General features: G+C 71.8%; 17 protein-coding genes, 1 tRNA gene and 1 riboswitch. Of the genes, 11 read left to right on the top strand and 7 right to left on the bottom strand.

All coding sequences use genetic code 11. From position 1 onward, the window contains the following. Entirely contained in the window at window positions 1-1335 is a 1335-nt protein-coding gene (locus tag ACWEN6_RS32560) for a CynX/NimT family MFS transporter (protein WP_452575621.1), read from the top strand. Here the strand turns inward: ACWEN6_RS32560 and ACWEN6_RS32555 are convergent. Beyond that, window positions 1286-2581 (bottom strand): ABC transporter substrate-binding protein, encoded by a 1296-nt coding sequence (locus ACWEN6_RS32555; protein ID WP_452575619.1) that lies wholly within the window; start codon window positions 2579-2581, stop codon window positions 1286-1288. The two genes, ACWEN6_RS32560 and ACWEN6_RS32555, sit on opposite strands and share 50 nt — an antisense overlap. A 219-nt stretch (window positions 2582-2800) precedes the next feature. Here ACWEN6_RS32555 and ACWEN6_RS32550 point away from each other — a divergent pair, with 219 nt between their 5' ends. Then, complete coding sequence (locus ACWEN6_RS32550; RefSeq protein WP_452575617.1) at window positions 2801-4180, top strand: glycerophosphodiester phosphodiesterase; 1380 nt, start codon at window positions 2801-2803, stop codon at window positions 4178-4180. On the opposite strand, the gene ACWEN6_RS32545 is transcribed toward ACWEN6_RS32550, so the two are convergent. After that, window positions 4113-4622, bottom strand: coding sequence for a cysteine dioxygenase (locus ACWEN6_RS32545; RefSeq protein ID WP_354851953.1), 510 nt, complete (start codon window positions 4620-4622; stop codon window positions 4113-4115). The two genes, ACWEN6_RS32550 and ACWEN6_RS32545, sit on opposite strands and share 68 nt — an antisense overlap. After that, complete coding sequence (locus ACWEN6_RS32540; protein ID WP_452575615.1) at window positions 4619-5518, bottom strand: amidohydrolase; 900 nt, start codon at window positions 5516-5518, stop codon at window positions 4619-4621. Before ACWEN6_RS32540 ends, ACWEN6_RS32545 begins: the two co-directional genes overlap by 4 nt. 202 nt (window positions 5519-5720) lie before the next feature. On the opposite strand from ACWEN6_RS32540, the gene ACWEN6_RS32535 reads away from it, so the two are divergent. Then, the gene (locus tag ACWEN6_RS32535) at window positions 5721-6737 is read left to right on the top strand and encodes a LacI family DNA-binding transcriptional regulator (protein ID WP_354851956.1); all 1017 of its coding nucleotides are present in this window, start codon (window positions 5721-5723) and stop codon (window positions 6735-6737) included. Between the two features lie 8 nt (window positions 6738-6745). Here ACWEN6_RS32535 and ACWEN6_RS32530 read toward each other — a convergent pair whose 3' ends face one another. Next, entirely contained in the window at window positions 6746-7123 is a 378-nt protein-coding gene (locus ACWEN6_RS32530; RefSeq protein WP_354851958.1) for a phage holin family protein, read from the bottom strand. A gap of 188 nt (window positions 7124-7311) precedes the next feature. On the opposite strand from ACWEN6_RS32530, the gene ACWEN6_RS32525 reads away from it, so the two are divergent. Together ACWEN6_RS32525 and ACWEN6_RS32520 are read left to right on the top strand one after the other, a co-directional pair. Then, on the top strand, window positions 7312-7587 hold the full coding sequence (locus tag ACWEN6_RS32525) for a hypothetical protein (RefSeq protein ID WP_354851960.1): 276 nt from the start codon (window positions 7312-7314) through the stop codon (window positions 7585-7587). A gap of 30 nt (window positions 7588-7617) precedes the next feature. Further along, entirely contained in the window at window positions 7618-8016 is a 399-nt protein-coding gene (locus tag ACWEN6_RS32520; protein ID WP_354851961.1) for an OsmC family protein, read from the top strand. 895 nt (window positions 8017-8911) lie between these two features. Next, a riboswitch (cyclic di-AMP (ydaO/yuaA leader) is annotated at window positions 8912-9051 on the top strand. A 40-nt stretch (window positions 9052-9091) separates the two neighbouring features. Here ACWEN6_RS32520 and ACWEN6_RS32515 read toward each other — a convergent pair. Further along, the gene (locus ACWEN6_RS32515; protein WP_452575613.1) at window positions 9092-9526 is read right to left on the bottom strand and encodes a hypothetical protein; all 435 of its coding nucleotides are present in this window, start codon (window positions 9524-9526) and stop codon (window positions 9092-9094) included. On the opposite strand from ACWEN6_RS32515, the gene ACWEN6_RS32510 reads away from it, so the two are divergent. The 6 genes from ACWEN6_RS32510 (at window position 9510) to ACWEN6_RS32485 (ending at window position 15776) form a co-directional block, all read left to right on the top strand. Beyond that, window positions 9510-9962 carry a hypothetical protein gene (locus tag ACWEN6_RS32510; RefSeq protein WP_452575611.1) on the top strand — a complete coding sequence of 151 codons (453 nt, stop codon included), beginning with the start codon at window positions 9510-9512 and terminating at the stop codon, window positions 9960-9962. The two genes, ACWEN6_RS32515 and ACWEN6_RS32510, sit on opposite strands and share 17 nt — an antisense overlap. A 141-nt stretch (window positions 9963-10103) precedes the next feature. Beyond that, window positions 10104-10180: transfer RNA gene (locus tag ACWEN6_RS32505), tRNA-Lys, on the top strand. 157 nt (window positions 10181-10337) lie between these two features. Continuing rightward, window positions 10338-11939: an ABC transporter substrate-binding protein gene (locus tag ACWEN6_RS32500; protein WP_452575609.1), complete on the top strand. Its 1602-nt coding sequence runs from the start codon at window positions 10338-10340 to the stop codon at window positions 11937-11939. Between the two features lie 11 nt (window positions 11940-11950). After that, window positions 11951-12904, top strand: a complete 954-nt coding sequence (locus tag ACWEN6_RS32495) for an ABC transporter permease (RefSeq protein ID WP_452575607.1) — start codon at window positions 11951-11953, stop codon at window positions 12902-12904. Beyond that, entirely contained in the window at window positions 12901-13749 is an 849-nt protein-coding gene (locus ACWEN6_RS32490; RefSeq protein ID WP_452575605.1) for an ABC transporter permease, read from the top strand. The genes ACWEN6_RS32495 and ACWEN6_RS32490 overlap by 4 nt, the downstream gene beginning before the upstream one ends. Further along, window positions 13746-15776 (top strand): dipeptide ABC transporter ATP-binding protein, encoded by a 2031-nt coding sequence (locus ACWEN6_RS32485; protein ID WP_452575603.1) that lies wholly within the window; start codon window positions 13746-13748, stop codon window positions 15774-15776. The genes ACWEN6_RS32490 and ACWEN6_RS32485 overlap by 4 nt, the downstream gene beginning before the upstream one ends. Before the next feature lie 144 nt (window positions 15777-15920). On the opposite strand, the gene ACWEN6_RS32480 is transcribed toward ACWEN6_RS32485, so the two are convergent. Next, on the bottom strand, window positions 15921-18995 hold the full coding sequence (locus ACWEN6_RS32480; RefSeq protein ID WP_452575601.1) for a discoidin domain-containing protein: 3075 nt from the start codon (window positions 18993-18995) through the stop codon (window positions 15921-15923). Between the two features lie 24 nt (window positions 18996-19019). Continuing rightward, the gene (locus ACWEN6_RS32475) at window positions 19020-20381 is read right to left on the bottom strand and encodes a beta-1,3-glucanase family protein (RefSeq protein WP_452575599.1); all 1362 of its coding nucleotides are present in this window, start codon (window positions 20379-20381) and stop codon (window positions 19020-19022) included. Between the last annotated feature and the right edge of the window lie 182 nt (window positions 20382-20563).

Here is a 20563-nt window from a genome sequence, read left to right as displayed (position 1 = left end):
ATGAAGCCCCCGGCCGCCCCCGACCCCGGACAGGAACGCGATCGGGGGTCGGAGTCCGCTTCGACGCCCGGTCGCGGACCAGGAGAACGCGAGCGGACGCCCGCCCCGCCGGCCGGGAGCGGGCGTCCGGCTGCGGCGGGTGTGCTGCTGGTGGCGGGTTTCGTGCTCGCCGCGCTGAACCTGCGGCCCGCGCTCGCCGGCGTCTCGCCGCTGCTGAGCGAGATCATGGCCGACCTCGGCCTGACCCCGGCCGCCGGCGGGGGGATCACCACGGTCATGGTGGTCTGCCTCGGCCTGCTGGCTCCGGTCGCCCCCGCCCTGGCGGCCAGGGCCGGGCTCGACCGCACGCTGCTCATCGGCCTGCTCATCCTGGCCGCGGGCACCCTCGTGCGCGGACTCGGCGGCGTCGTGACCCTCTACGCCGGGTCCGCCATCGCCGGCACCGCCATCGCGATCATGAACGTGGTGATGCCCGGGGTGGTCAAACAGCACTTCCCCGACCGCGTCGGCCTGTTCACCGGCGTCTACGTCTCGGGCCTGGTGACCGGCGCCGCGTCGGCCTCGGCGCTGATGGTGCCGATCGAGCAGCGGTACGGCTGGCGCGTGGCGGCCTGCTCGGTGGCCGTCCTGGCGCTGGCGGCGGCACTGCTGTGGGCGCCGCAGGCGTTCGGCCGGCTCGCGCGCGGCGGGCGTGCCGGCGCCGGGCACCGGCGGTACGCCGCGCTGCTGCGCAGCCGCGTGACCTGGTACGTCATGACCTTCATGGGCGTGCAGTCGCTGACCTTCTACATCCTGCTCGCCTGGCTGCCGACGATCTTCCGCGACTCCGGGCTGCCGGCGGACCAGGCCGGCTACCTGCTCGCCCTGACCAACCTCGCACAGCTCGCCGCCACCCTGACGGTGCCCTCGCACGCCGGCCGGGCCCGGTCGCAGGCGCCGCACATCGTGGCCGCCGCGCTGCTGACGGCCGCCGGGTACGTGGGCGTGCTGTTCTGGCCGGCCACGGTGCCGTGGCTGTGGATGATCATCCTTGGGGTGGGGCAGGGGGCGTCGATCGCGCTCGCGCTGCTGATCATCGCGCTGCGGGCGCCCGACCCGGCCTCGGTGACCGCGCTGTCGGCCGTGGCGCAGTCGTCGGGCTACCTGCTCGCCGCGCTCGGCCCCTTCCTGATCGGACTGCTGCACCAGCTCTCGGGCGGCTGGACGGTGCCGCTGGCCGTCGGGCTGGCGGCGTGCGGGCTGCAACTGGTCTCGGGCGTGCTGGCGGGGCGCCCGCCGGCGCCGCTCACGGATTCGTCGGGGCCAGTTCGGCGCCGAGGGGGACGGCCGGGTTGAGGCTGTTGTCCACGACCATCATCTCGTAGGGGAACCGTCCGACGCCCTTCTTCCACTGCACCCCTACGGGCTGCTGGACGGCGACGCCCGGCACCGGCCCGCGGGAGAAGTCCAGCACGCCGGACATGCCGGAGTAGTTGAGCGTCCTGAGCCGCGCGGCGACGGCCTGGCGGTCCCGCGGCGAGTCGACCTTCGTGAAGGCCTCATGGGCGATCTCGAACAGCGAGTAGACCGAGCCGAGGGTCTGCAGCCACTGCCGGCCGCTGGCCGACTGGTAGGCCTCGGCGAGGCTCTTGGCGCTCTCGCCGTCCAGCGAGGAGGTGTTCGGCATGTAGGGGCCCCACCAGGAGTCGGTGGCGATGTTGTCCACCAGGCCGCCCAGGGGCAGCGTGTCGGACGGGAACAGCAGGACCTTGGCCACCGTGGCCAGCCGGGGACGGAACCCCTCGCTCGCCGCCTGCCGCCACATGCGGTTGAAGTCGGGGGTCAGCGGGGCGTTGATGAAGATCTCGCACCGCTCGCGCCGGAACTTGGCGATCATCCGGGCGAAGTCGCGGCCGTCGTTGTAGGCGCCGCCGTCCACCCAGGTGTATCCCGCCTTCTCGATGATCGCCGGCCAGGCGCGCCGGAAGGCGTTGCCGTCGGCGTCGTCGGGGAACATGCCGGCCACCACCTTGTTGGTGGGGACCCGGTTCCACATCGGGACGAAGCACCCGCCGAACTGGTCGACGCCGAGGAAGAACATCGTCGTGTACGTGAAGGGGCGGGGATGGGCGGCGTCGGCCTGGCGGGAGAAGTACCAGGCCTCCCAGGGGACGACGGTCGCGACGCAGGGGATGCCCTGGGCCTCGCACACCGAAGCCACCGGGTTGGTCGTCTCGGGGGCGGAGCTGGTGAGGACCATGTCGGCCCGGTGGTGCGCGATGAGCTCACCGGCAGCCCGCGCGGCCAGCCGGGGGTCGGACACGCTGTCCTTCACCACGATCTCCACGTCGTACCTGCGGCCGCCGACGGTGAACCCGTTGGCGTAGGGCGGGGTCTGGCGGACGCGGTCCACGACGAAGTCGTCTCCGGAGGCGAAGCCGGCGAGCGCCCCCGACCGGGGGCTGACGAACCCGATCACGATCTTTCCGCTGTCGGTCCGGATCTCCTCGCCGGGCGCGCCGCAGGCGGCGCCGGCCGCGGCGAGGGCGCCAAGGCCCACGCCCTTGAGTAAGGCGCGGCGGGGGAGGGACAATCCGTGCATACATGCCTCCGATATCGGCGCGGCCCGCCCGTCCGTCGCCGGACCCGGCGCGGGACGGCACCGGTCTTTCTGAAATGTCGGGATGATCGCTGTTCTGTGCAGATGATTACCGATAACGGAGCACGGTCGCTGGTGATCCTCCATAGTCGTCGTCCTCCGCCCACCGCGGTGCGCGTGTCATACGCGAGGGAAATACTCTGACCAGGCATAACATCGAGCGTGACCTGCGTTCGATGGCCTGCGGCCGGCGCGCTGGCGGGCCTGCTGTCTCTGCTGTCTCTGCTGTCCCTGCTGCCGGGCGGCACCGCGCCCGCGCGGGCGGCGACGCGCGGGGGATCGCGGTCGTACCCGGTCGTCGTCGCGCACCGCGGCGCCTGCGCGTACCGGCCCGAGCACACCCTGCCGTCCTACCGGATGGCCATCGCCATGGGAGCGGACTTCCTGGAGACCGACCTGGTGTCCACCAAGGACCACGTGCTGGTCGCCCGGCACGAGAACGAGATCTCCCAGACCACCGACGTCGCCCGTCACCTCGAGTTCGCCGCGCGCAGGACGACCAAGGTGATCGACGGACGCACGCTCACCGGCTGGTTCACCGAGGACTTCACCCTCGCCGAACTGCGCACTCTGCGCGCCGTCGAACGGCTGCCGGCCCTGCGCCCGGGCAGCGCCGCCTTCGACGGCCTCGCGCCCGTCGCCACCTTCGAGGAGATCGTGGCGCTCGCCAGACGGTCGGGCGTCGGCGTCTACGCCGAGACCAAGCACCCCGGCTACTTCGCCTCCATCGGGCTGCCCCTGGAAGGGCCGCTGCTCGCGACGCTCGGCCGCTACGGCTGGCGCGAGCGGGCCGACCCGGTGTGGATCGAGTCGTTCGAGACCGCGAACCTGCGGGCGCTGCGCCACCGGACGCGGCTGCGGCTGGTCCAGCTCCTGGAGGCGTCCGGCGCGCCCCGCGACCTGGTGACCAAGGGCGACCGGCGCACCTACCGCGACCTGGCCACCCCCGCAGGGCTGGCGGAGATCGCCACCTACGCCGACGCCGTCGGCGTCTCCACCGATCTGGTGCGGCCGGTCGACCGCTACGGCCGGCTGGGCGCCCCCACCCCGCTGGTCGCCGACGCCCACCGGCAGAATCTGGACATCCACGTCTGGACGGTCCGGCCGGAGAACGCCTACCTTCCCGCCCCGTTCCGCTTGGGCGACCCGGCGGCGCCCGGGTACGCGAGCGCGCACGGCGATGTGGCCGGCTGGCTCAGGACGCTGTACGGGCTCGGCGTCGACGGGGTGTTCAGCGACGACCCCGGCGTCGCCCGGCAGGTCCGCGACGAGGTCGTCCGCGGAGCCGGCCTCGTGCACGGGGCGAGCGGCACAGGAGGCTCCCCCGCTGAGATGCCCGACGAGGAAGCGCCCAATGCTCAGGCGTCCGGCGGGGGAGCCCTCTACGCCCGGGCGGCCGGTGAAGGCGGGCCCTCTGCTCAGGCCTCCGGCGAAGGGGGGCCCGTGGCCGGGCGCCCCTGGCAGGCGGCGCCGGTCAGACCAGCGCCTCCGCGTCCGCCGGGCGCAGCTCGTCCGCATAGCTCACCGATGCGCGGCGCATGACGCCGTCGTCGCTGATGGAGTACTGACCGAGGCGCCACAGCGGGGGAGAGTAGGCGTGGATCGACACGGTGGCCGGCGCGTGGCCGTTGATCCGGTGGATGTGCTCGGGCCCGAACGACAGCGCCTCGCCCTCGGAGACCAGCGTCTCCAGCGGCTCGCCCCCGATGCGCGGGTTCGACTCCTTCAGCGTGCCCGCGACCACTCGGACGGCGCCGGAGGAGACGTCGTGGTCGTGCCAGCCCGTGTCGTCCTCGGGCCGCCAGCAGATGACCCAGACGTCCACGAAGGAGTCGCGGTGGAGGGAGGCGTAGTGGCGCGCCTCTCCGCTGTCCCCGAAGGCGACGTGCGGCGCCCACACCTCGGGACGCGCCGCGAGGTCTTCGACGAGATCGCGCAGTTCGCGCTTGTCCAGGTATCGGTCGGGCAATGACTCCCAGGTCATCGGTGCACGGCTCCTTCCAGAGAGAGCAGGCGCGTGGGGTTGGTGAGGGATATCTGCTGCTCGATGGCCTCGCCGAGCAGCGTGCGGGCGGGCTCGGCGTACGGGGCGTCCGAGCCGAGCACCACGACCTCGACGCCGACCACCCGGGTGATCGCGTCGATGGCCTGGTGGCCGTAGGAGGAGGTCTCAAGGTAGGCGTCAGGGTCGACCGAGCCGCGCGCCGAGCCGCCCCGGGCGATGAGGCGCTCCACGTGCAGCGGGGCCAGGCCGGCGAGCAGCGCGAAGCAGACCCGCAGGCGCGGGTGCCGTGGCCGGCCGAACGCGCGGAAGGCGTACCAGGCGGCGTGCATCTGCTGGACGTAGGGAACCAGCGCCGGCCACCACGCGGGCCCCTCGGCGGCGCCCGCCGGGCCCGGATGGACGAACAACGGCAGATCGCGATCTTGGAGCAGGTCGAGCAGCGGCGCGACGCGGGCGAGGCCCTCGGCGTCCAGCAGGGCGGTCGCGGGAAGCTGGAGCCCGGCGAAGCCGCGGTCCAGCGCCTCGGCGGTGCGCGCGGGGTCGACCGCGCTGACGCAGGCGGAGGCCCAGGCCCGGAATGACGGCGGCAGGCTCAGCGCCCCCTCGTGGTAGGCGTCGAGCAGCGGCCAGGCGTCGCCGGGCGGCAGGTGCTCGACGCCGAGCGGGCTGGACAGCGACACCAGCGCCAGGTCGATGCCGTGGTCGCGGTTGAAGCCGAGCCGGTGGCGGAGGTCGTGGTCACGGGGGTTCACCTCGTACGGCGCCTCGCCGTCGAGGTGCAGCGTCCAGCCCGACAGGAACGGCGGCGTGGCCCGCCGGCGCAGTGCCTCCACGAACCCGGCCGTCCAGATGTGCTGGTGCACGTCGATCCCCATGTCACCTCCTCGCCGACCAGCTCACCCTATATTACCTACTCGCTTTATAGGCTTCTTCTCGGGAATTGCGCTGAATCGATTCACTGATACGTTTCAGTGAAACGCTTCACCTCGGCCTCCGTCAACAGCGGGTCCATGCTGCGAGACGAGGGGGGACGTTCCGGACCCCACTCGTCGCGCGGGTTCGGCATAAGCTGGCGAGATGCCGCGTTCCCAGCCGCGCAAGCGGGCGACGATCCGCGAGGTCGCGCAGGCGACCGGACTGTCGCCGGCGGCCGTCTCCTACGCCCTGCGAGGTATGCAGGTCTCCGAGGAGACCATCGAGCGGGTGCGCCAGGCGGCCGCCGAGCTCGGATACGAGGCGGACCCGATCGCACGGGCCCTGGCCAGCGGCCGCACCGGCATGATCGGCGTGCTGTGCGGCTCGCTGGAGGACCTGTGGCAGCAGTCGCTCGCCGTCGGGCTCGGGCGGGCCCTGCGCGACAAGGACCGCTACGCGCTGATCCTCGACGCCGCCGGCGACCCGGCCCGCGAGCGCGCGCTGGCGCTCCAGCTCCGCGACCAGCGCGTGGACGGGCTGATCGTGCAGCCGGTCGACCCGGCGGCGCCGTTCTGGGCGCAGCTCGCCGACGGCCTCCCGGTGGTCGCCATCGGCGACGCGCTGCTCGACGCGCGCACGGCGGGCGAGGTCGTCTTCGACAACCGCAACGGGGTCACGCTGGCCCTTGAGTACCTCCGCAACAAAGGCCACGGGCGCATCGCCGTCCTGACCCCCACGCGGCCGAGCACCCCCGACCGGCCGGCCGACGTCCACGTGACCGCCGAGGCCGAACGCCTGAAGCTCGACATCGAGGTGACGACCGCGCCGCACGGGCTGGCCGCCACGACCGCGGCCGCCCGTGAGCTCCTGGCGGACGACGCGCGGCCGAGCGCGGCCTTCTGCTTCTCCGACTCCATCGCCTACGGCGTGTACGCGGCGGCGGCCGAGCTGGGGCTGTCCATCCCCGAGGACATCTCGGTCATGGGCTACGACGACCATCCGATGTCGGGGCTGCTCACTCCCGGCCTCACCACCGTCAACTGGGACATCGGCGGCATCGTCCGCGCGGCCGTCCGCCTGGTCGTCGCGGCGGCGGACGGCCGCAACCGCAGGCGCAGGATCATCCAGGAGCCCGAACTACGCGAACGCGGCTCGGTCGCCGACCTCGGCCTCGGCTGACGCCGGGCTCAGTCTTCGTTCAGGCCCAGCACCATGTCCAGGATCCAGGTGATCACGCCGACGAGGATGGCGCCGAGGAAGGCGGCCCAGAAGCCGTCCACGTGGAAGGGCAGGTCGAGCTGCTCGGCGATCCAGCTGGTCAGCAGCAGGAGCAGGGCGTTCACCACCAGGGCGAACAGTCCGAGCGTGAGCACGTAGAAGGCGCAGCCGAAGGTCTTGATGATCGGCTTGAGCACCGCGTTGACGATGCCGAAAATCAGGGCGACGGCCACGAGCGTGCCGGCGGTGCGCGTGGAGGTCGCCCCGGAGACGGTGATGCCCGGGATCAGTTGTGTCGCCGCCCACAGTGCGCCCGCGACGATAAGGATCTTGATGATGATCTTCACGCTCTCGATGGTCGCACCAGTCACGGGCGGGCGGTAGAGGCTGAGGACCTGGGGCACGCGCTTTTCCGGCTCGCGGGACCGGTCGCCCTGGACGTCCGTGACGGCCGTTCGTACGAACGATCTCCCCGGCGTTCGATGTGCATATCCCTGTGATCGGAGGGAAAGTGGCTAAAAGGGGGTGAGCCCGTATGGATCGGGACGAGCTGCAGTCGCTGTCGCCCAGGGAACTGCACGACAGGGCGGTGCACTATGCGGTCACGCACGGCGACTTCGGCTTCCTGTGGGACCTGCTCAAGGTGATCCCGGCGGCCGAGGCGGCGAGCGGTCACTCCGAGGAGACGGCCAACGACCTCAGCAGGGTCTCGGCGCTTCTCAGCGACGCCATGGCCTCCGGCGAGGGAGAGCTCGGCGAAGCGCTCCGGCCGGTCTACCTCTCCTACCTGTCCAAGCACCCCGACGCCTGAGGACGTCCCGCCTGCTCCTAGGCTCCAGGCATGGCATCGGTGAATGTTGAGCGTACTGAGAACGGCTTCGTGGCCCGCAACGGGCGCGGAGCGGAGATCGTCATGGGCAGTGGCGACGACGAAGGCGTCTTCACCCCGGTCGAGCTGCTGCTCGCCGCGGTGGGCGGCTGCAACATCGTGACCGTCGAGCCGCTCACCGCCAAGCGCGGCCACCGCCTCGTACGGCTGGCGATGACGGTCCAGGCCGAGAAGGTCGAGCCCACGCTGCTCGGCCCGGTCACCATCACCTACGACGTCGAGCTCCCCGAGGGCGACCCCGAGGCGGACGAGGTCTTCCGCGCCGTCGCCCACCGGGTGCACGAGCGCCACTGCACCGTCAGCCGGTCGCTGCAGAAGGGCACCGAGGTCGTCGTCGAACTCCCCGAATAGCCGCTCGCCCCGCCGGGTCATCCCGTACCCGGTCATGCCCGCGACTTAGACCGAATCTATACCGTGCGATGACGAGCAGCTCAGGCCCCGGTATGTAGTGTTAAGGCAGGTCAAGGGGGATGCGGCCAAGCGCCCGAGGGGCGCAGCGAAGCTTTCACCATAAGGACGCGGTGGGGGACCGTGTCCGAACAGCGGGACCGCCCGATGCGTTTGGGGGAAGGCATCGGCGCTGGACCGTGAAGTGGTCGGGGCCGGACAGGCGGGGGACTGTCCGGCCCCGACTCATGTCCACCCCCACCCCGCCCCCCGCTCTTCACCCCGCTCCAGCCACACCCCGCCTCGCTCGGCTTCGCCCCGCCTCGAGCCGCTGCCGCTTCGGCTGCATCGCGTTCTCTGGGACTCCGCCCTGCCGCGGGCGGCGCCCCCCGCCGCGCGGGGCCATCTCATGGGCGCCGACGCGCCGACGCGGTGGGAAGGGGGTCGGCGGCAGCGGCGCCCTGTTGCGGCGACGAGCCGGTCAGCTCCCCTGGCCGTCACCCGCCGGTCGAAGGACCCAGCCGGTAGTTCGCGCCGCCGGGCGAACGGGGAAGCCGACGGGCCATGAGGGGTTGTTTACCAATGGCGCTTTGCCGGGAGGGGTGGTGAAGCTTGGGGTGAAACGAGGTTTTGCCGCCTGCGGTTTCCTCCTTAGTCACACCAGTAACACGCGTACCGCTGCTGAGTCCTTGCCGGCCCTCTCCGGTGCGTAAAATGCCCGATATATGGGGCTTACGCACCCATAGGTAGATCTTCGGATGCTTTGTAGACACATCGTTTGCTTTGTCCTGACTTGACCGGTAACGTCTTGTACCAGATCGGACGGTGACCTGGTCTTCAGCCGGAAGGCCGCCGCCCGAACGTCGAGTCCCGAGGGCCTGAACCCGGCCCGCGGGAGCCGGGGACCCACGTTCTTCGGGGTGAATCCGCGTCAGCGGTAGGGCGAACTCCACGCCCGAACCCGTCAGCTAACCCGGTAGACGTCGTTGGAGAGGAGACTCGAGTGGACACACCGCCCCACTCCGTCCTCCGGGCGACCCTAGGCCCGGATCTCGCCGTCAGAAGCGGCACAGCAGTCGACTTGTAGGAGCCGGCCGGGCGATTCGCAGCCTTGCGACATGGTGGCCGTCAGCGCCACTGCCCGAAAGACCCACGTAAGAAAAGCGCTCGCGCAGCGATGGACCATGCCCTTGTCCACCCGCTTGTGCATCAGAGAACGCTTTCCTCTCCCGGCGCCGAACCCTCTTGACCGAATTCGGAGCCCGGGTCCCTTGTCTTCTGATGAAAGATCCTGACCTCCCATGTCTTTTTTCACGAACACCCCCAAATGTCGTGTGGTTTCGAGCATCATCGGTGCCGCGATGATGTGCACAGCGACGGTCGGCACGGCCACCGCGGCCCACGCCAACTCGCCTGAGCGCAAGGACGGCGTCGCGGCGGCGACCACCCAGCGAGTCATGTTGAAGGGCTCCACCACCGCCTCCTACTTCTGGGACGACGCCTCCGGGCGCGCCGGTGACACGGGAATGCCGGCCATCGGCAAGCCGATGCAGAAGGGCCTGTTCGCCAGCCCGTGCTGGCCGCTCGGCACCGAGGGTTACGTGATGTACAACGGCAAGAAGGCGCCCTTCTTCATCGGCGACCGCGGCCCGGGCATCCCCTCCGAGAGCGGCGTCATGCTCGACATCGACGGCAAGACCTTCGCCGAGCTGACCGGCGGCGACTTCAGCGACTCCAGCTTGATGGTGACCGGCTTCGGCGCCGGCCACATCAAGGTCGACTACGTCATCACCAAGTGGGGCAGCGGCCCGGGCAAGAAGAACGAGCCCGTCCCGTTCTCCGCCGGCGCCTGGGGCGTCTACGACAAGGACCCGGCCGAGCCGACCCTGGCGCTCACCTCCGCGCCCTGACCCGCGCGCACGCACCTGCGGGCTCTACCACGAGCTTCCCCCGGGAAATGGGCGTGCCGGTGCTTCCCCCTGGCACCGGCACGCCGCCCCGGCGCCGATGTGCGTAGCTTCGCCGGGACTGCTAAAGTCACCGTAGTCAACGCGCCGCTAGCTCAGTTGGTTAGAGCAGCTGACTCTTAATCAGCGGGTCCGGGGTTCGAGTCCCTGGCGGCGCACCACGGTTAACGCCGATGACCTGGGCATCTTCCCCGATGGGGAGGGTGCCCACAGTCGTTTTCCGACCTGTGTCACCTCGGTGGCGGCCGCGGTCGGTTAGAGGTCGCCAGTTGAACGGCCATTTGACGATCATTATTCGTCCTTCGGATAGTGGTCCACATGGTCAACGACAACCCGTTCGACCGGCGCCGCTTTCTGGCCGGGTCAGGAGCCGCCGGGCTGCTCGCCCTGGTCGCCGCCTGCTCGGGCGGCGCGGGCACGAGCACCGGCGTGAACGCCGGGCCGTCCGGCTCCCTCCCGAGCACGCCCAAGCGCGGCGGAGTGCTCCGCGCGGGGTCGTCTCCGCCCCCCACGGCGGTCGACCCCGTCACCATGTACGACGGAACGGCGATCGCGATCGCCCAGCTCGTCGCCGACTACCTGATCTGGCTGGACAGGGACTACAAGCTGGTCCCGCGTCTGGCGGAGGCGTGGTCCGCCAAGGACGGCGGCAAGATCTGGTCCTTCACCCTGCGCGAAGGCGTGGTCTTCTCCGACGGCACCCCGCTGGACGCCGAGGTCGTCAAGGCGACCTTCGACCGGTTGCTCGACCCGAAGAGCAAGTCGGCCGCGCTCTCGGCCTTCGACACCGTCCTCGCGCAGGGAGGCGTGCGCGTCAAAGACCCCCGGACGGTCGTCTTCACGCTGGAGCGGCCGTTCTCCGACTTCCCCTATCTGGTGTCGGCCGGCAACTACAACGCCCTGATCCTCAAGAAGGACTACGCGGGCGACTTCACCGCCAAGCCCATCGGCACCGGCCCGTTCGTGCTCGCCTCCTACGACCCGGCCAAGGGCGCCACCTTCACCCGCAATCCGAGGTACTGGGATCGGGGCAAGCCGTACCTGGACGGCGTGGAGGTCAAGTTCTACGCCGATGACCAGGCGGATCTGCTCGCGCTGCAGGGCGGCGACGTCGACGCCCAGCTTCTCAGCATTCCCGCCCTGGTCAACCCGCTGAAGGGCGTCGGGGACATCACCGTCGACCGGGTTGAGGGCACCGGGTTCACCGCCCTGACGCTGCGCGTGGACCAGGCGCCGTTCGACAGGAAGGAGGTCCGCCAAGCCGTCGCGTACGCCCTGGACCGGCCGGGCGTGAACGCCACCGCCTACGACGGCATCGGGGCGCTCGCCAACGACCACCTGTTCGCCGCGCTGTTCCCGGCGGCGCCGGCCGACATCCCGCAGCGGGCCAAGGACCCCGCCAAGGTCGCGTCGCTGCTCGCCGCCGCCGGAGTGGCCAAGCTGTCCTTCCCGCTGACCTTCGACCCGCCGGGCAAGGACTACGCCCTGATCATCCAGAACCAGCTCAAGCAGGTGGGCATCGAGGTCACGCTGGACCAGCGCACCTCCGCCGACTTCTACGGCGGCGACCAGGAGAAGGACACCCCCTGGCTGTTCAGCCCGGCCAATCTGGTGCGCTGGGCCGGGCGGGCGGTGCCGAGCCAGTTCATCATCCCGATGGTGAAGAGCGGCGGGGTGTGGAACGGGTCCAAGTACGCCAACCCCGTGCTGGACGCCGCCGCCACCGCCTACGACGGGGCGACCACCGACACCGCGCGCAAGGCCCAGGCCGAGATCATCGCCAGGACGCTGTACGAGGACGTCCCTGTGATCATCAGCGTCTGGGGCGGCAGCGTCCGGGCCTATAACGGCAGCGGATTCGCCGGGATCCAGGCGCATCCCTCCAGCTACGTCGACTTCACGTCGGTGTCCCGGATCTAGGGCGGCCCGTGATGAGGCGATTCCTGCTGCGGCGGCTCGCGGCGATCCCGCTCACGCTGCTGGTGGTGTCCGTGCTCGTCTTCACGGCCACCGAGCTGATCCCCGGAGACGTGGCCCGCACCATCCTCGGCCGTGAGGCGAGCGAGGCCGCGGTGCGCGACCTGCGCTCCCAGCTCGGGCTCGACCGGCCGTTCCCGGTCCGGTACGCCGACTGGCTGCACGGCTTCCTCACCGGGCAGTGGGGCGACTCCTCCACCCTCCGCGTCCCCGTACGCGACCTGGTCCTCGGCCGGCTCGGCGCCTCGCTGCTGCTGGCGCTGCTGGCCTTCGCGCTGCTGGTGCCGGTGGCGGTGACGCTCGGCCTGGTCGCGGGGGTTCACCACGACCGCGCGGCGGACCGGGTGATCAGCGTCGCGGGCCTGGCGTTCGGCGCGACGCCGGAGTTCGTCACCGGGGTGGTCCTGCTGGTGGTGTTCGCGGTGAAGCTGCGCTGGTTCCCCGCGTCCGCCCAGATACCGCCCGGAGCCACCCCGGTCCAGGCGCTCGGTCACCTGCTCATGCCCGCGCTCTCGCTCGTCCTGCTGTGCACCGGGTACGTCGCCCGCCACGTCCGCGCGAGCACCGTGACGGCCGTGGAGAGCCCGTACGCCCGCGCGGCGGAGTTGCGCGGCCTCACGCGCGTGCAGGTGGTGCGCCGGCACGTGCTGCGCAACGCCACGATTCCGGCGACCAGCGCCCTCGGCGTGCAGCTGCAGTTCCTGCTGGGCAGCCTGGTCACGGTCGAGCTGCTTTTCAACTATCCCGGGATAGGGGCGCTGCTGCTCCGGTCGGCCGTCGACAAGGACCTGCCGACCCTGCAGACCACCGCGATGGTGCTCGGTTGCCTCTACATGCTCATCTTCCTCGGAGCCGACCTGGTCTACCGCCTGCTCGACCCGCGCGTCCGGCTGGGGTCCGCCTCATGACCGGCCTGGCGCTGACGGGCACCGCGCGCCGTGCCCGCATCGGGGGGCGGTCCCGGGTGGCGCTGGCCATCGGCGGCTCGATCATCCTCGCCTGGGTGGCGGTCGCGCTGCTCTGGCCGCACCTGGTCCCCTTCGACCCCGACCTGCAGGACCCGCTGCGGCGCTTCACGCCGCCGCAGGCCGGGCACTGGCTGGGCACCGACCAGTTCGGCCGCGACACCTTCTCGCGGATGCTCGCCGGGGCGCGTCCGGTGCTTTCCGTGGCGCCGCTCGCGACCGGCCTCGGCACCCTGGCCGGAACGGTGATCGGGCTGGTGGCGGGCACACTGGGCGGGCTGGCCGACGAGTTCACCATGCGGGCGCTGGACGCGGTCGTGGTGTTCCCGACGATCATCGCGGTCGTGCTGTTCGTGGCGCTGGCGGGCCGGTCGACGACGGTGGTGGTGCTGGTCATCGCCGCGTCGTTCACCACGATCGTGGCCCGCAGCGTGCGGGCCGCGACGCTGGTCGAGCGGGAGAAGGCCTACGTCGAGGCGGCCCGGCTGCGGGGCGAGCGCCGCCGGTCGCTGATGCTCCGCGAGATCCTCCCCAACCTCGCCCCGACGGTGCTGGTGGAGGCGACCTCCCGGTTCGGCGACGCGATCTTCGCGGCGGCGACGCTGTCCTTCCTGGGCCTCGGCCAGTCACCGGGCTCGCCGGAGTGGGGGGCGTCGGTGTCGGACAACCGGACCTGGCTGCAACCGGCCCCCTGGACCGTGCTCGCCCCCGCGCTCGCCATCGCCTCGCTCGTGGTGGCGACGGCGCTGGTCGCCGACGCCCTTCGCCACCGCCGGGAGGCTCGGTGAGACCACAGAGCGGCCTGCGGGTCGAAGGGCTGAGGGTGGCCTACGAGACCGCGCGCGGCCGGGCCGAGGCGGTGTCCGGGGTGTCCTTCGAGGTCGCGGCGGGCGAGACCTACGGATTGGTGGGCGAGTCCGGCTGCGGCAAGACCACGCTGGGCCGCGCTCTGGGCCGCTACCTGCCCCGCGGCGGCTCGATCACCGGCGGCCGGGTGGAGGTGGACGGGACCGACGTGCTCGGCCTGACCACCGACGGCCTGCGCCGCTGGCGGGGAAGTTCGCTGGCGGTCGTCCACCAGGAGGCGGGGAGCGCGCTGGACCCCACGATGCGGATCGGCGCGCAGCTCGCCGAGGCGCTCAGGTTGCAGGGGCGTACCCGCGCAGAGGCGAGGCGGGAGGCGACGCGGCTGCTCGAACGGGTCATGCTGCCCGACCCCGCGGCCATCGCCCGGCGCTACCCGCACCAGCTTTCGGGCGGGCAGCAGCAGCGCGTGGTCATCGCGGCCGCCCTGGCGGCCCGGCCGCGCCTGCTGATCCTCGACGAGCCCACCACGGGTCTGGACGCGACGGTGCGGCACGAGATCCTCGGCCTGATCGGGGCGCTACGGGCCGACCTCGCCGCCGCCATCGTGCTCATCAGCCACGACCTGGCCATGGTAGGGCGGCTGTGCGACCGCGTCGGCGTGCTCTACGCGGGCCGCCTGATCGAGCAGGGCCCCGCCGCGGAGGTCCTGGCCACGCCCCGGCACCCCTACACCGCCGCCTTGATCGCCGCGGTCCCCCGATTCGGCCGGACCTGGCGTGATCGCCCGCTCGCCGCCATTACGGGCCGTCCCCCCGCACCCGGAGAGAACGGTGCCGGGTGCGCCTTCGCCCCCCGCTGCCCGCACGCCGACGAGACATGCCGGGCACGTCGTCCGGCGCTGGAGGCCGCCGGCGTCCACGACGCGCGCACAGGGCGCTCCGTCCGCTGCCACCACGCCGCCGAGCTGATCGGCCGGCTGGACCCGGCCGAGGAGGGCCAGGACCCGGCCGGTGACCGGGGAGCACCGGCGCGGCCCGGCGTGGGCGGGCCGTTGCTGGAGATCCGGGCGCTGACCCGCCGCCATGCCGGGATCCCGGTGCTGCGCGACGTCGACCTCACCATCGGGCACGGCGAGGTACTCGGCCTGGTCGGGGAGTCGGGGAGCGGCAAGACGACGCTGGCGCGAGCCGTCGTCGGCCTTGGACCGGAGGGGAGCGGGACCATCCGGCTCGACGGGCGGGAGCTGCCGGCCGCCGTGGGGCGGCGTGACGCGGGGGCGCTGCGGCGGATCCAGATGGTGTTCCAGAACCCCGACGCGTCGCTGAACCCGAGCCACACGGTGCGGACCGTGCTGGCCAGGGCGCTGCGCAGCCTTCGCGGCGGCCTCACCCCCGAGGGGCTGGCCGTCCGCGCCGGACTCGGGGAGCATCTGCTGGACTCCCGCACCGATCGGCTGTCGGGCGGTCAGAAGCAGCGTGTCGCGATCGCCCGCGCCTTCGCGGGCGAGCCTGATCTGGTGGTCTGCGACGAGCCGGTCTCGGCCCTCGACGTGAGCGTGCAGGCGGAGGTGCTGCGGCTGCTCGCCGACCAGCGGCGCCGCACCGGGACGTCGTACCTGTTCATCTCGCACGACCTCGCGGTGGTCGGCTACCTGGCCGACCGGATCGCGGTCATGTACCGCGGGCGGATCCTCGAACAGGGACCGGCCGCGGACGTCCTCGCGGGCCCGCACCACCCCTACACCGCCTCGCTGGTGACGGCGTCGGAGGCGTCGCTCGGCGCGTCCGGCACGGCCGCCGCCGGCGACCCGGCCGCGCCGGGGCCGGCCGGTTGCCGGTTCGCGCACCGGTGCCCGCTCCGCGTCGACGGCCTCTGCGAGAAGGAGGAACCGCCCGTGCTCGCCCTCGGCGGCGACCACGCGGTGCGCTGCCACCTCGACGTGGCCGAGCTTCCCCGGTCCGGCGTGCCGGTGGCCGCGTTGCGAGCCGCACCCGCAGAGGGGGCCTGAGCCGTCCAGGCCCCGGTCAACGGCCTGACGCGTGGCCGAACTCAGGCAGGCGGCCACGCCCCGGCCGGGCACCTCGCGGCCTCGCGTGGTGCCCGGCCCTCCGGTCGCCCGTGATCGGCGGCCGGAGGGCCGGAGAGGGATGGCCTACGACCAGCCTTGCAGGCCGGCGCCGTAGGGGTAGAGGGGGTTGCCGTAGGTGGTGGGGACGGTCTGTCCCGCGTCGATGCGGGACCTGATCTCGGAGCGCTGGGCGGCGGTGGCGCCCAGGTCGTAGGGGAGGTTCCAGTCCTCGGCCGCGTCGGCGACGACGTCGGTGCCGCCCGGCACGAGGATCTGGTCGAGGCTTCGCGGCAACTGCCAGGGCAGCCGGCCGCTCGGGGTGTAGTCGCCGAACAGCAGGGACGCCGTGGCCGGGCCGACCTCTTCGCCGCCGCGGTAGGTGACCACGATGGCGTCGGCCAGGCCGTTCCACTCGCTGATCACCGTGGGGCGGGGCAGGGTCAGCAGCACGACGACCGGGATGCCCTGGTTCTTGAAGTTCTGGATGATCGCGAGCTGGTCGGCGGGCAGTTGGGGCCGCTCCTTCACCCAGGCGGTCGCGTGCGTGTAGGTCGGCTCGCCGACGGCCACGACGGCGAGCTTGGGCGCGGGACCGGTGTCGGGGTAGACGTTGACGCCGGCGGTCGCCGCCCGTGCCTTGATCGCCTCCAGCGTGGTCAGCGAGCCGTACTCCTGGTGGAAGTAGCTCGTCCAGATGCAGCAGGACGTGGCGTCGGTGGCCCGCGGACCGGCGACGACGATGTTGTCGCCCGCCTTGAGCTTGACCGGCAGGACGCCGTTGTTCTTCAGCAGCGTGATCGACTTGCGGGCCGCCTGGTTGGCCAGCGCGACGTAGGACGGCTGGTGGAAGCGGTAGGGACCGTTCACCGGGTCGCCGTAGGGGTGGTCGAACACGCCGAGGGTGAACTTCAGGCGCAGGACGCGGGTCACCGCGTCGTTGATCCGCGCGATCGGGACGCCCGCGAGGAAGCCCGCCATGGTGAACCCGGCCGCGCCGGGGTCGGCGCCGCCCATCACGTCGGAGCCGGCGTTCGCGGCCTTGACCCAGACGCCGGACGGCAGCCAGTCGGTGGTGATGAGCCCGGTGTAGCCCAGGTTGTTGCGCAGGTAGGCGAGGATCGGGGCGCTGTCGCCCGCGCCGGAGCCGCCCGGGTCGAGATAGGAGCTCCCGGCGTAGCCCGGCATGATGTTCACCGCGCCGGCCTCCATCGCGGCCCGGAACGGGATCATGTGGTACTTGATCGTCACCGCGTCGTAGGTGATCCCGGCCTCGCCGCCCGCGCCCTCGCCCGGCCAGTGCTTGACGGTCGCCAGCACCGATCCGGGGTTGAGCTCAGGCCCGCCCTGCAGCCCGGCCACCAGCGCGCGGACCTGCGCGGCGGCGACGTCGGCGTTCTCGCCGTTGCCCTCCTGGATGCGCGGGTACAGCACCTTGGTGCCGACCTCGGCGAGCGGGCCGAGGACGCCGCGCGCCCCGACCTCGAGCTCCTCGCGGCGCTGCATGTCGCCGAGCTTGTAGTCCAGCGCGTAGTCCTTGCCGGCGGCCAGCGTGCTCTGCAGCGGGTAGGTGGTCTGGTACCCGGAGATGGTGTCGCCCGCCGAGACCGGCGGGATGCCGAGCCGGGTGCCGGACGCGCTCAGCAGCACCTGGTGCAGGTCGTTCGGCTGCGCCGGGCCGAAGTGCCAGCCCGAGAGCGGGTAGACCTGGGCGTTGTAGAACATCTGGTACGCCTTCTCCTCGGCGGTCATCCTGCCGAGAAGGTCGCCGACCCGGGTCTCGATCGGCAGCCGCCAGTTCTCGTACGGCTCGATCGTCCCGTTCTTGTTCAGGTCGCGGGCGCCGTTGACGAGGTTGACGCCGTCGGCGACCTGCTCGATGTCGGGCAGGTACAGGCTGAAGGTCCGGATGGCGGAGGTCGTCCGCGTGCCCGAGCCGCTCACCGCGACGACGTACCACTTGTAGGTCCACCGGTCGGGGATGTCCCAGGACGGCGTGTAGGAGGTGCCGGTCGGCTCGGCGACCTTGGTGTAGAGGTCGATGAGCCTGCCCGTCGCGGTGAAGTCGTAGTCGGTGCGGCTGACGTTCAGCCAGACCTCGTAGCGCGCCGCGCCGGAGACGGCCGCCCAGGAGAACGCGGGCCGGCGGGTGTCGGTGACCATGGCCTTGTCGGCGGGCGCGGACAGCGCGAACTGGCCGGTGGTCGCCGGTGCCCTGGTCGGCGGGGACAGCAGGGGGGCGGTCGTGGCCCCGGTGTCGACGGTGCCGAACACCTGGAACTCCCACAGCGAGTAGCCGTAGCCGGTCGCCCGGGCGGTCCCGGTGAAGCGCACGTAGCGGCCGTCGCCCGTGAGGTTCAGGTTCTCGACGCCGCCCCTGCCGGTGGTCGTCGCGTACAGAGAGGTCCAGGACGTGCCGTCGGCCGACACCTCGATCCGGTAGGCGGTGGCGTAGGCCGACTCCCAGTTGAGGGTGATGCCGGTGATGTGCCCGGAGCCGCCGAGGTCCACCCGCAGCCACTGGGCGTCGGAGAACTGGCTGGACCAGCGGGTGTTCGTCCGACCGTCGAGGGCCGCCGCCGGAGCGTTGCCGCCCTCGAAGGAGGAGGCCGTCACCTGCTTGTAGGCCGAGATCGGCGTTCCGCCGGAGGGAGGCGGGTCGGTGGACGTGGTGCCGTAGACCTGGAACTCCCACAGGGAGTAGCCGTAGCCGGTGGCGCGGGCCGTGCCGTACAGCCGCACGTACCGCCCGGACCCGCTGACGGCCAGGTTCTGGACGCCGCCGGCCCCGGTGGTCGTTGCGTAGACGTCGGACCAGGCGGCGCCGTCGGCCGACACCTGGATCTTGAAGGCGGTGCCGTAGGCGGCCTCCCAGTTGAGGGTGACCTGGGTGATCGTCGAGGTGGCGCCGAGGTCGACCTGGAGCCACTGCGGGTCGCCGAACGCGCTGGACCAGCGCGTCCCGGTGTTGCCGTCCACCGCCGCCGAGGCCGGGGTCCCGGCGTTCTCGGCGGAGGAGGCCGTCGCGGGTCTGCCCTGCGAGAGCAGGACGGGCGCGGCGTACGCCGCCCTGGGCGGCACCGCCAGGAAGCTCGCGATCACCGCCAGCATCACCGTCAGGACGGTGAGGGGCAGGCGCCGTCGCGGAAGGGAGGGGTTCATGGGCTCTCCTGTGCGGACGGGCGGCTACCAGCCGACGGCGACGAGCAGGTACTGAGGGTTGCCGTGCGAGATGAACGACGACTGGTCGGCGTAGTCGTCGTAGGGGAAGCCGTAGGCGCGCTTGCCGATCGCGTGGTCGTGCCAGAACTTTGAGTAGTAGTTCGCCGGGGCCGTCTTGTAGTACTGGCTCGAGTCGGACTGCTGGGCGTCGGACAGCCCGGCGACGTGCCGGTTCAGCGCCGCGCACAGCTTGGGGTTCTCCGACAGCGGGCCGGCGCAGCCGGTGACCTGCGAGGTGGTGGCGTTGACGCCGTTCTGCGAGGCGTAGCCGGTGAAGTAGTTCGCGTACTGCCCGCCGGGCTGGAAGACCGCCGCGCTGCCCGGCGCCGGGATCCGGTAGGGGGCCTGCACCTGCGCCAGCGGCTTGAACTCGGTCGGCACCTCGTTGGTGAACCGCTGGAACGTCGCCGAACGGGACTCCTGGAAGGTCGCGTAGTCCTCACCCACGGCCACGTCGTAGCCGTCGCGGGCGTGCAGGCGCATGGCGAGCTTCAGGCCGAACGCGTCCACCCGGGTGGTGTTGCCGTTGAACACCGACGGTCCGACGGTGAACTCGATGAAGTCGTAGTACTGGCTGTTGGGCGAGCCGAGGTAGAAGTACATCCGGCCCGCGGTGTTGGCCGGCATGTCGAAGTAGGGCTGCTCGGCGATCGAGTGCGCCTGGCCGTTGTAGCTCCAGTAGACCTGGGAGTCGGGGTACTGGCCGTTGGTCCGGTTGAGGATCTTGACCATCACGACGTTGCGCGGCGCGGGGATGGTGGAGGTGTCGCCCCAGAACGCGTCCGGCGTCGTCGGGGTCGGCGTCGGCGTCGGCGTCGGTGTCGTTCCGCCGGCGACGCGGACGGCGAAGCTCCACAGCGAGTAGCCGTAGATCGTCGCGCGCGTGGTGCCGTACACGCGGATGTAGCGGCCGGAGCCGGCGACGTCGAGGGTCTGCGTGCCGCCGGTGCCGGTGGTCGTCGAGTAGACCGGCGTCCAGCTCGTCCCGCTGGTGGAGACCTCGACGCGGAAGGCGCGGGCGTAGGCCGCCTCCCAGGTCAGCACGACCTGGCAGACCGACTGGACCGAGCCGAGGTCCACCTGGAGCCACTGCGGGTCGCTGAACGCGCTGGACCAGCGCGTCCCGGGGTCGCCGTCCACGGCCGCCGAGGCGGGGAAGGCGGCGTTCTCGACCGAGGAGGCCGTCGCGGTCCTGCCCTGCGCGGCGTCGGTGGTGCCGCAGGCGGCGGCCGAGCCCGGGGAGGAGGTCAGGCCGACGAGGAAGGCCGCGCACAGCGTCATCACGGCGAGCAGCGGCGTCAGATGGGTGGATGGACGAAGTCTCATGTGGCGCTCCTGGAAGAGGGGCCTTCGCGAACCTCGCGCACAACGCGCTCGTCGCGGCGAGCTTGTGCTTGCTGGGAGGGGCGGTCGGCGCCGCCCCTCCGCGGGTCCGGCCCGCGGCCCCCGCCGGCGGCGCGCCGGGGCATGGTGTGCCCGCGGCGCGGCGCCGTCCGCGGTGCCGGGGA

This window comes from Sphaerisporangium sp. NPDC004334 (genome assembly GCF_053602655.1).
The sequence above is the reverse complement of the archived record's forward strand: the minus strand, read 5'-3'. Positions and strand labels throughout refer to the sequence as shown.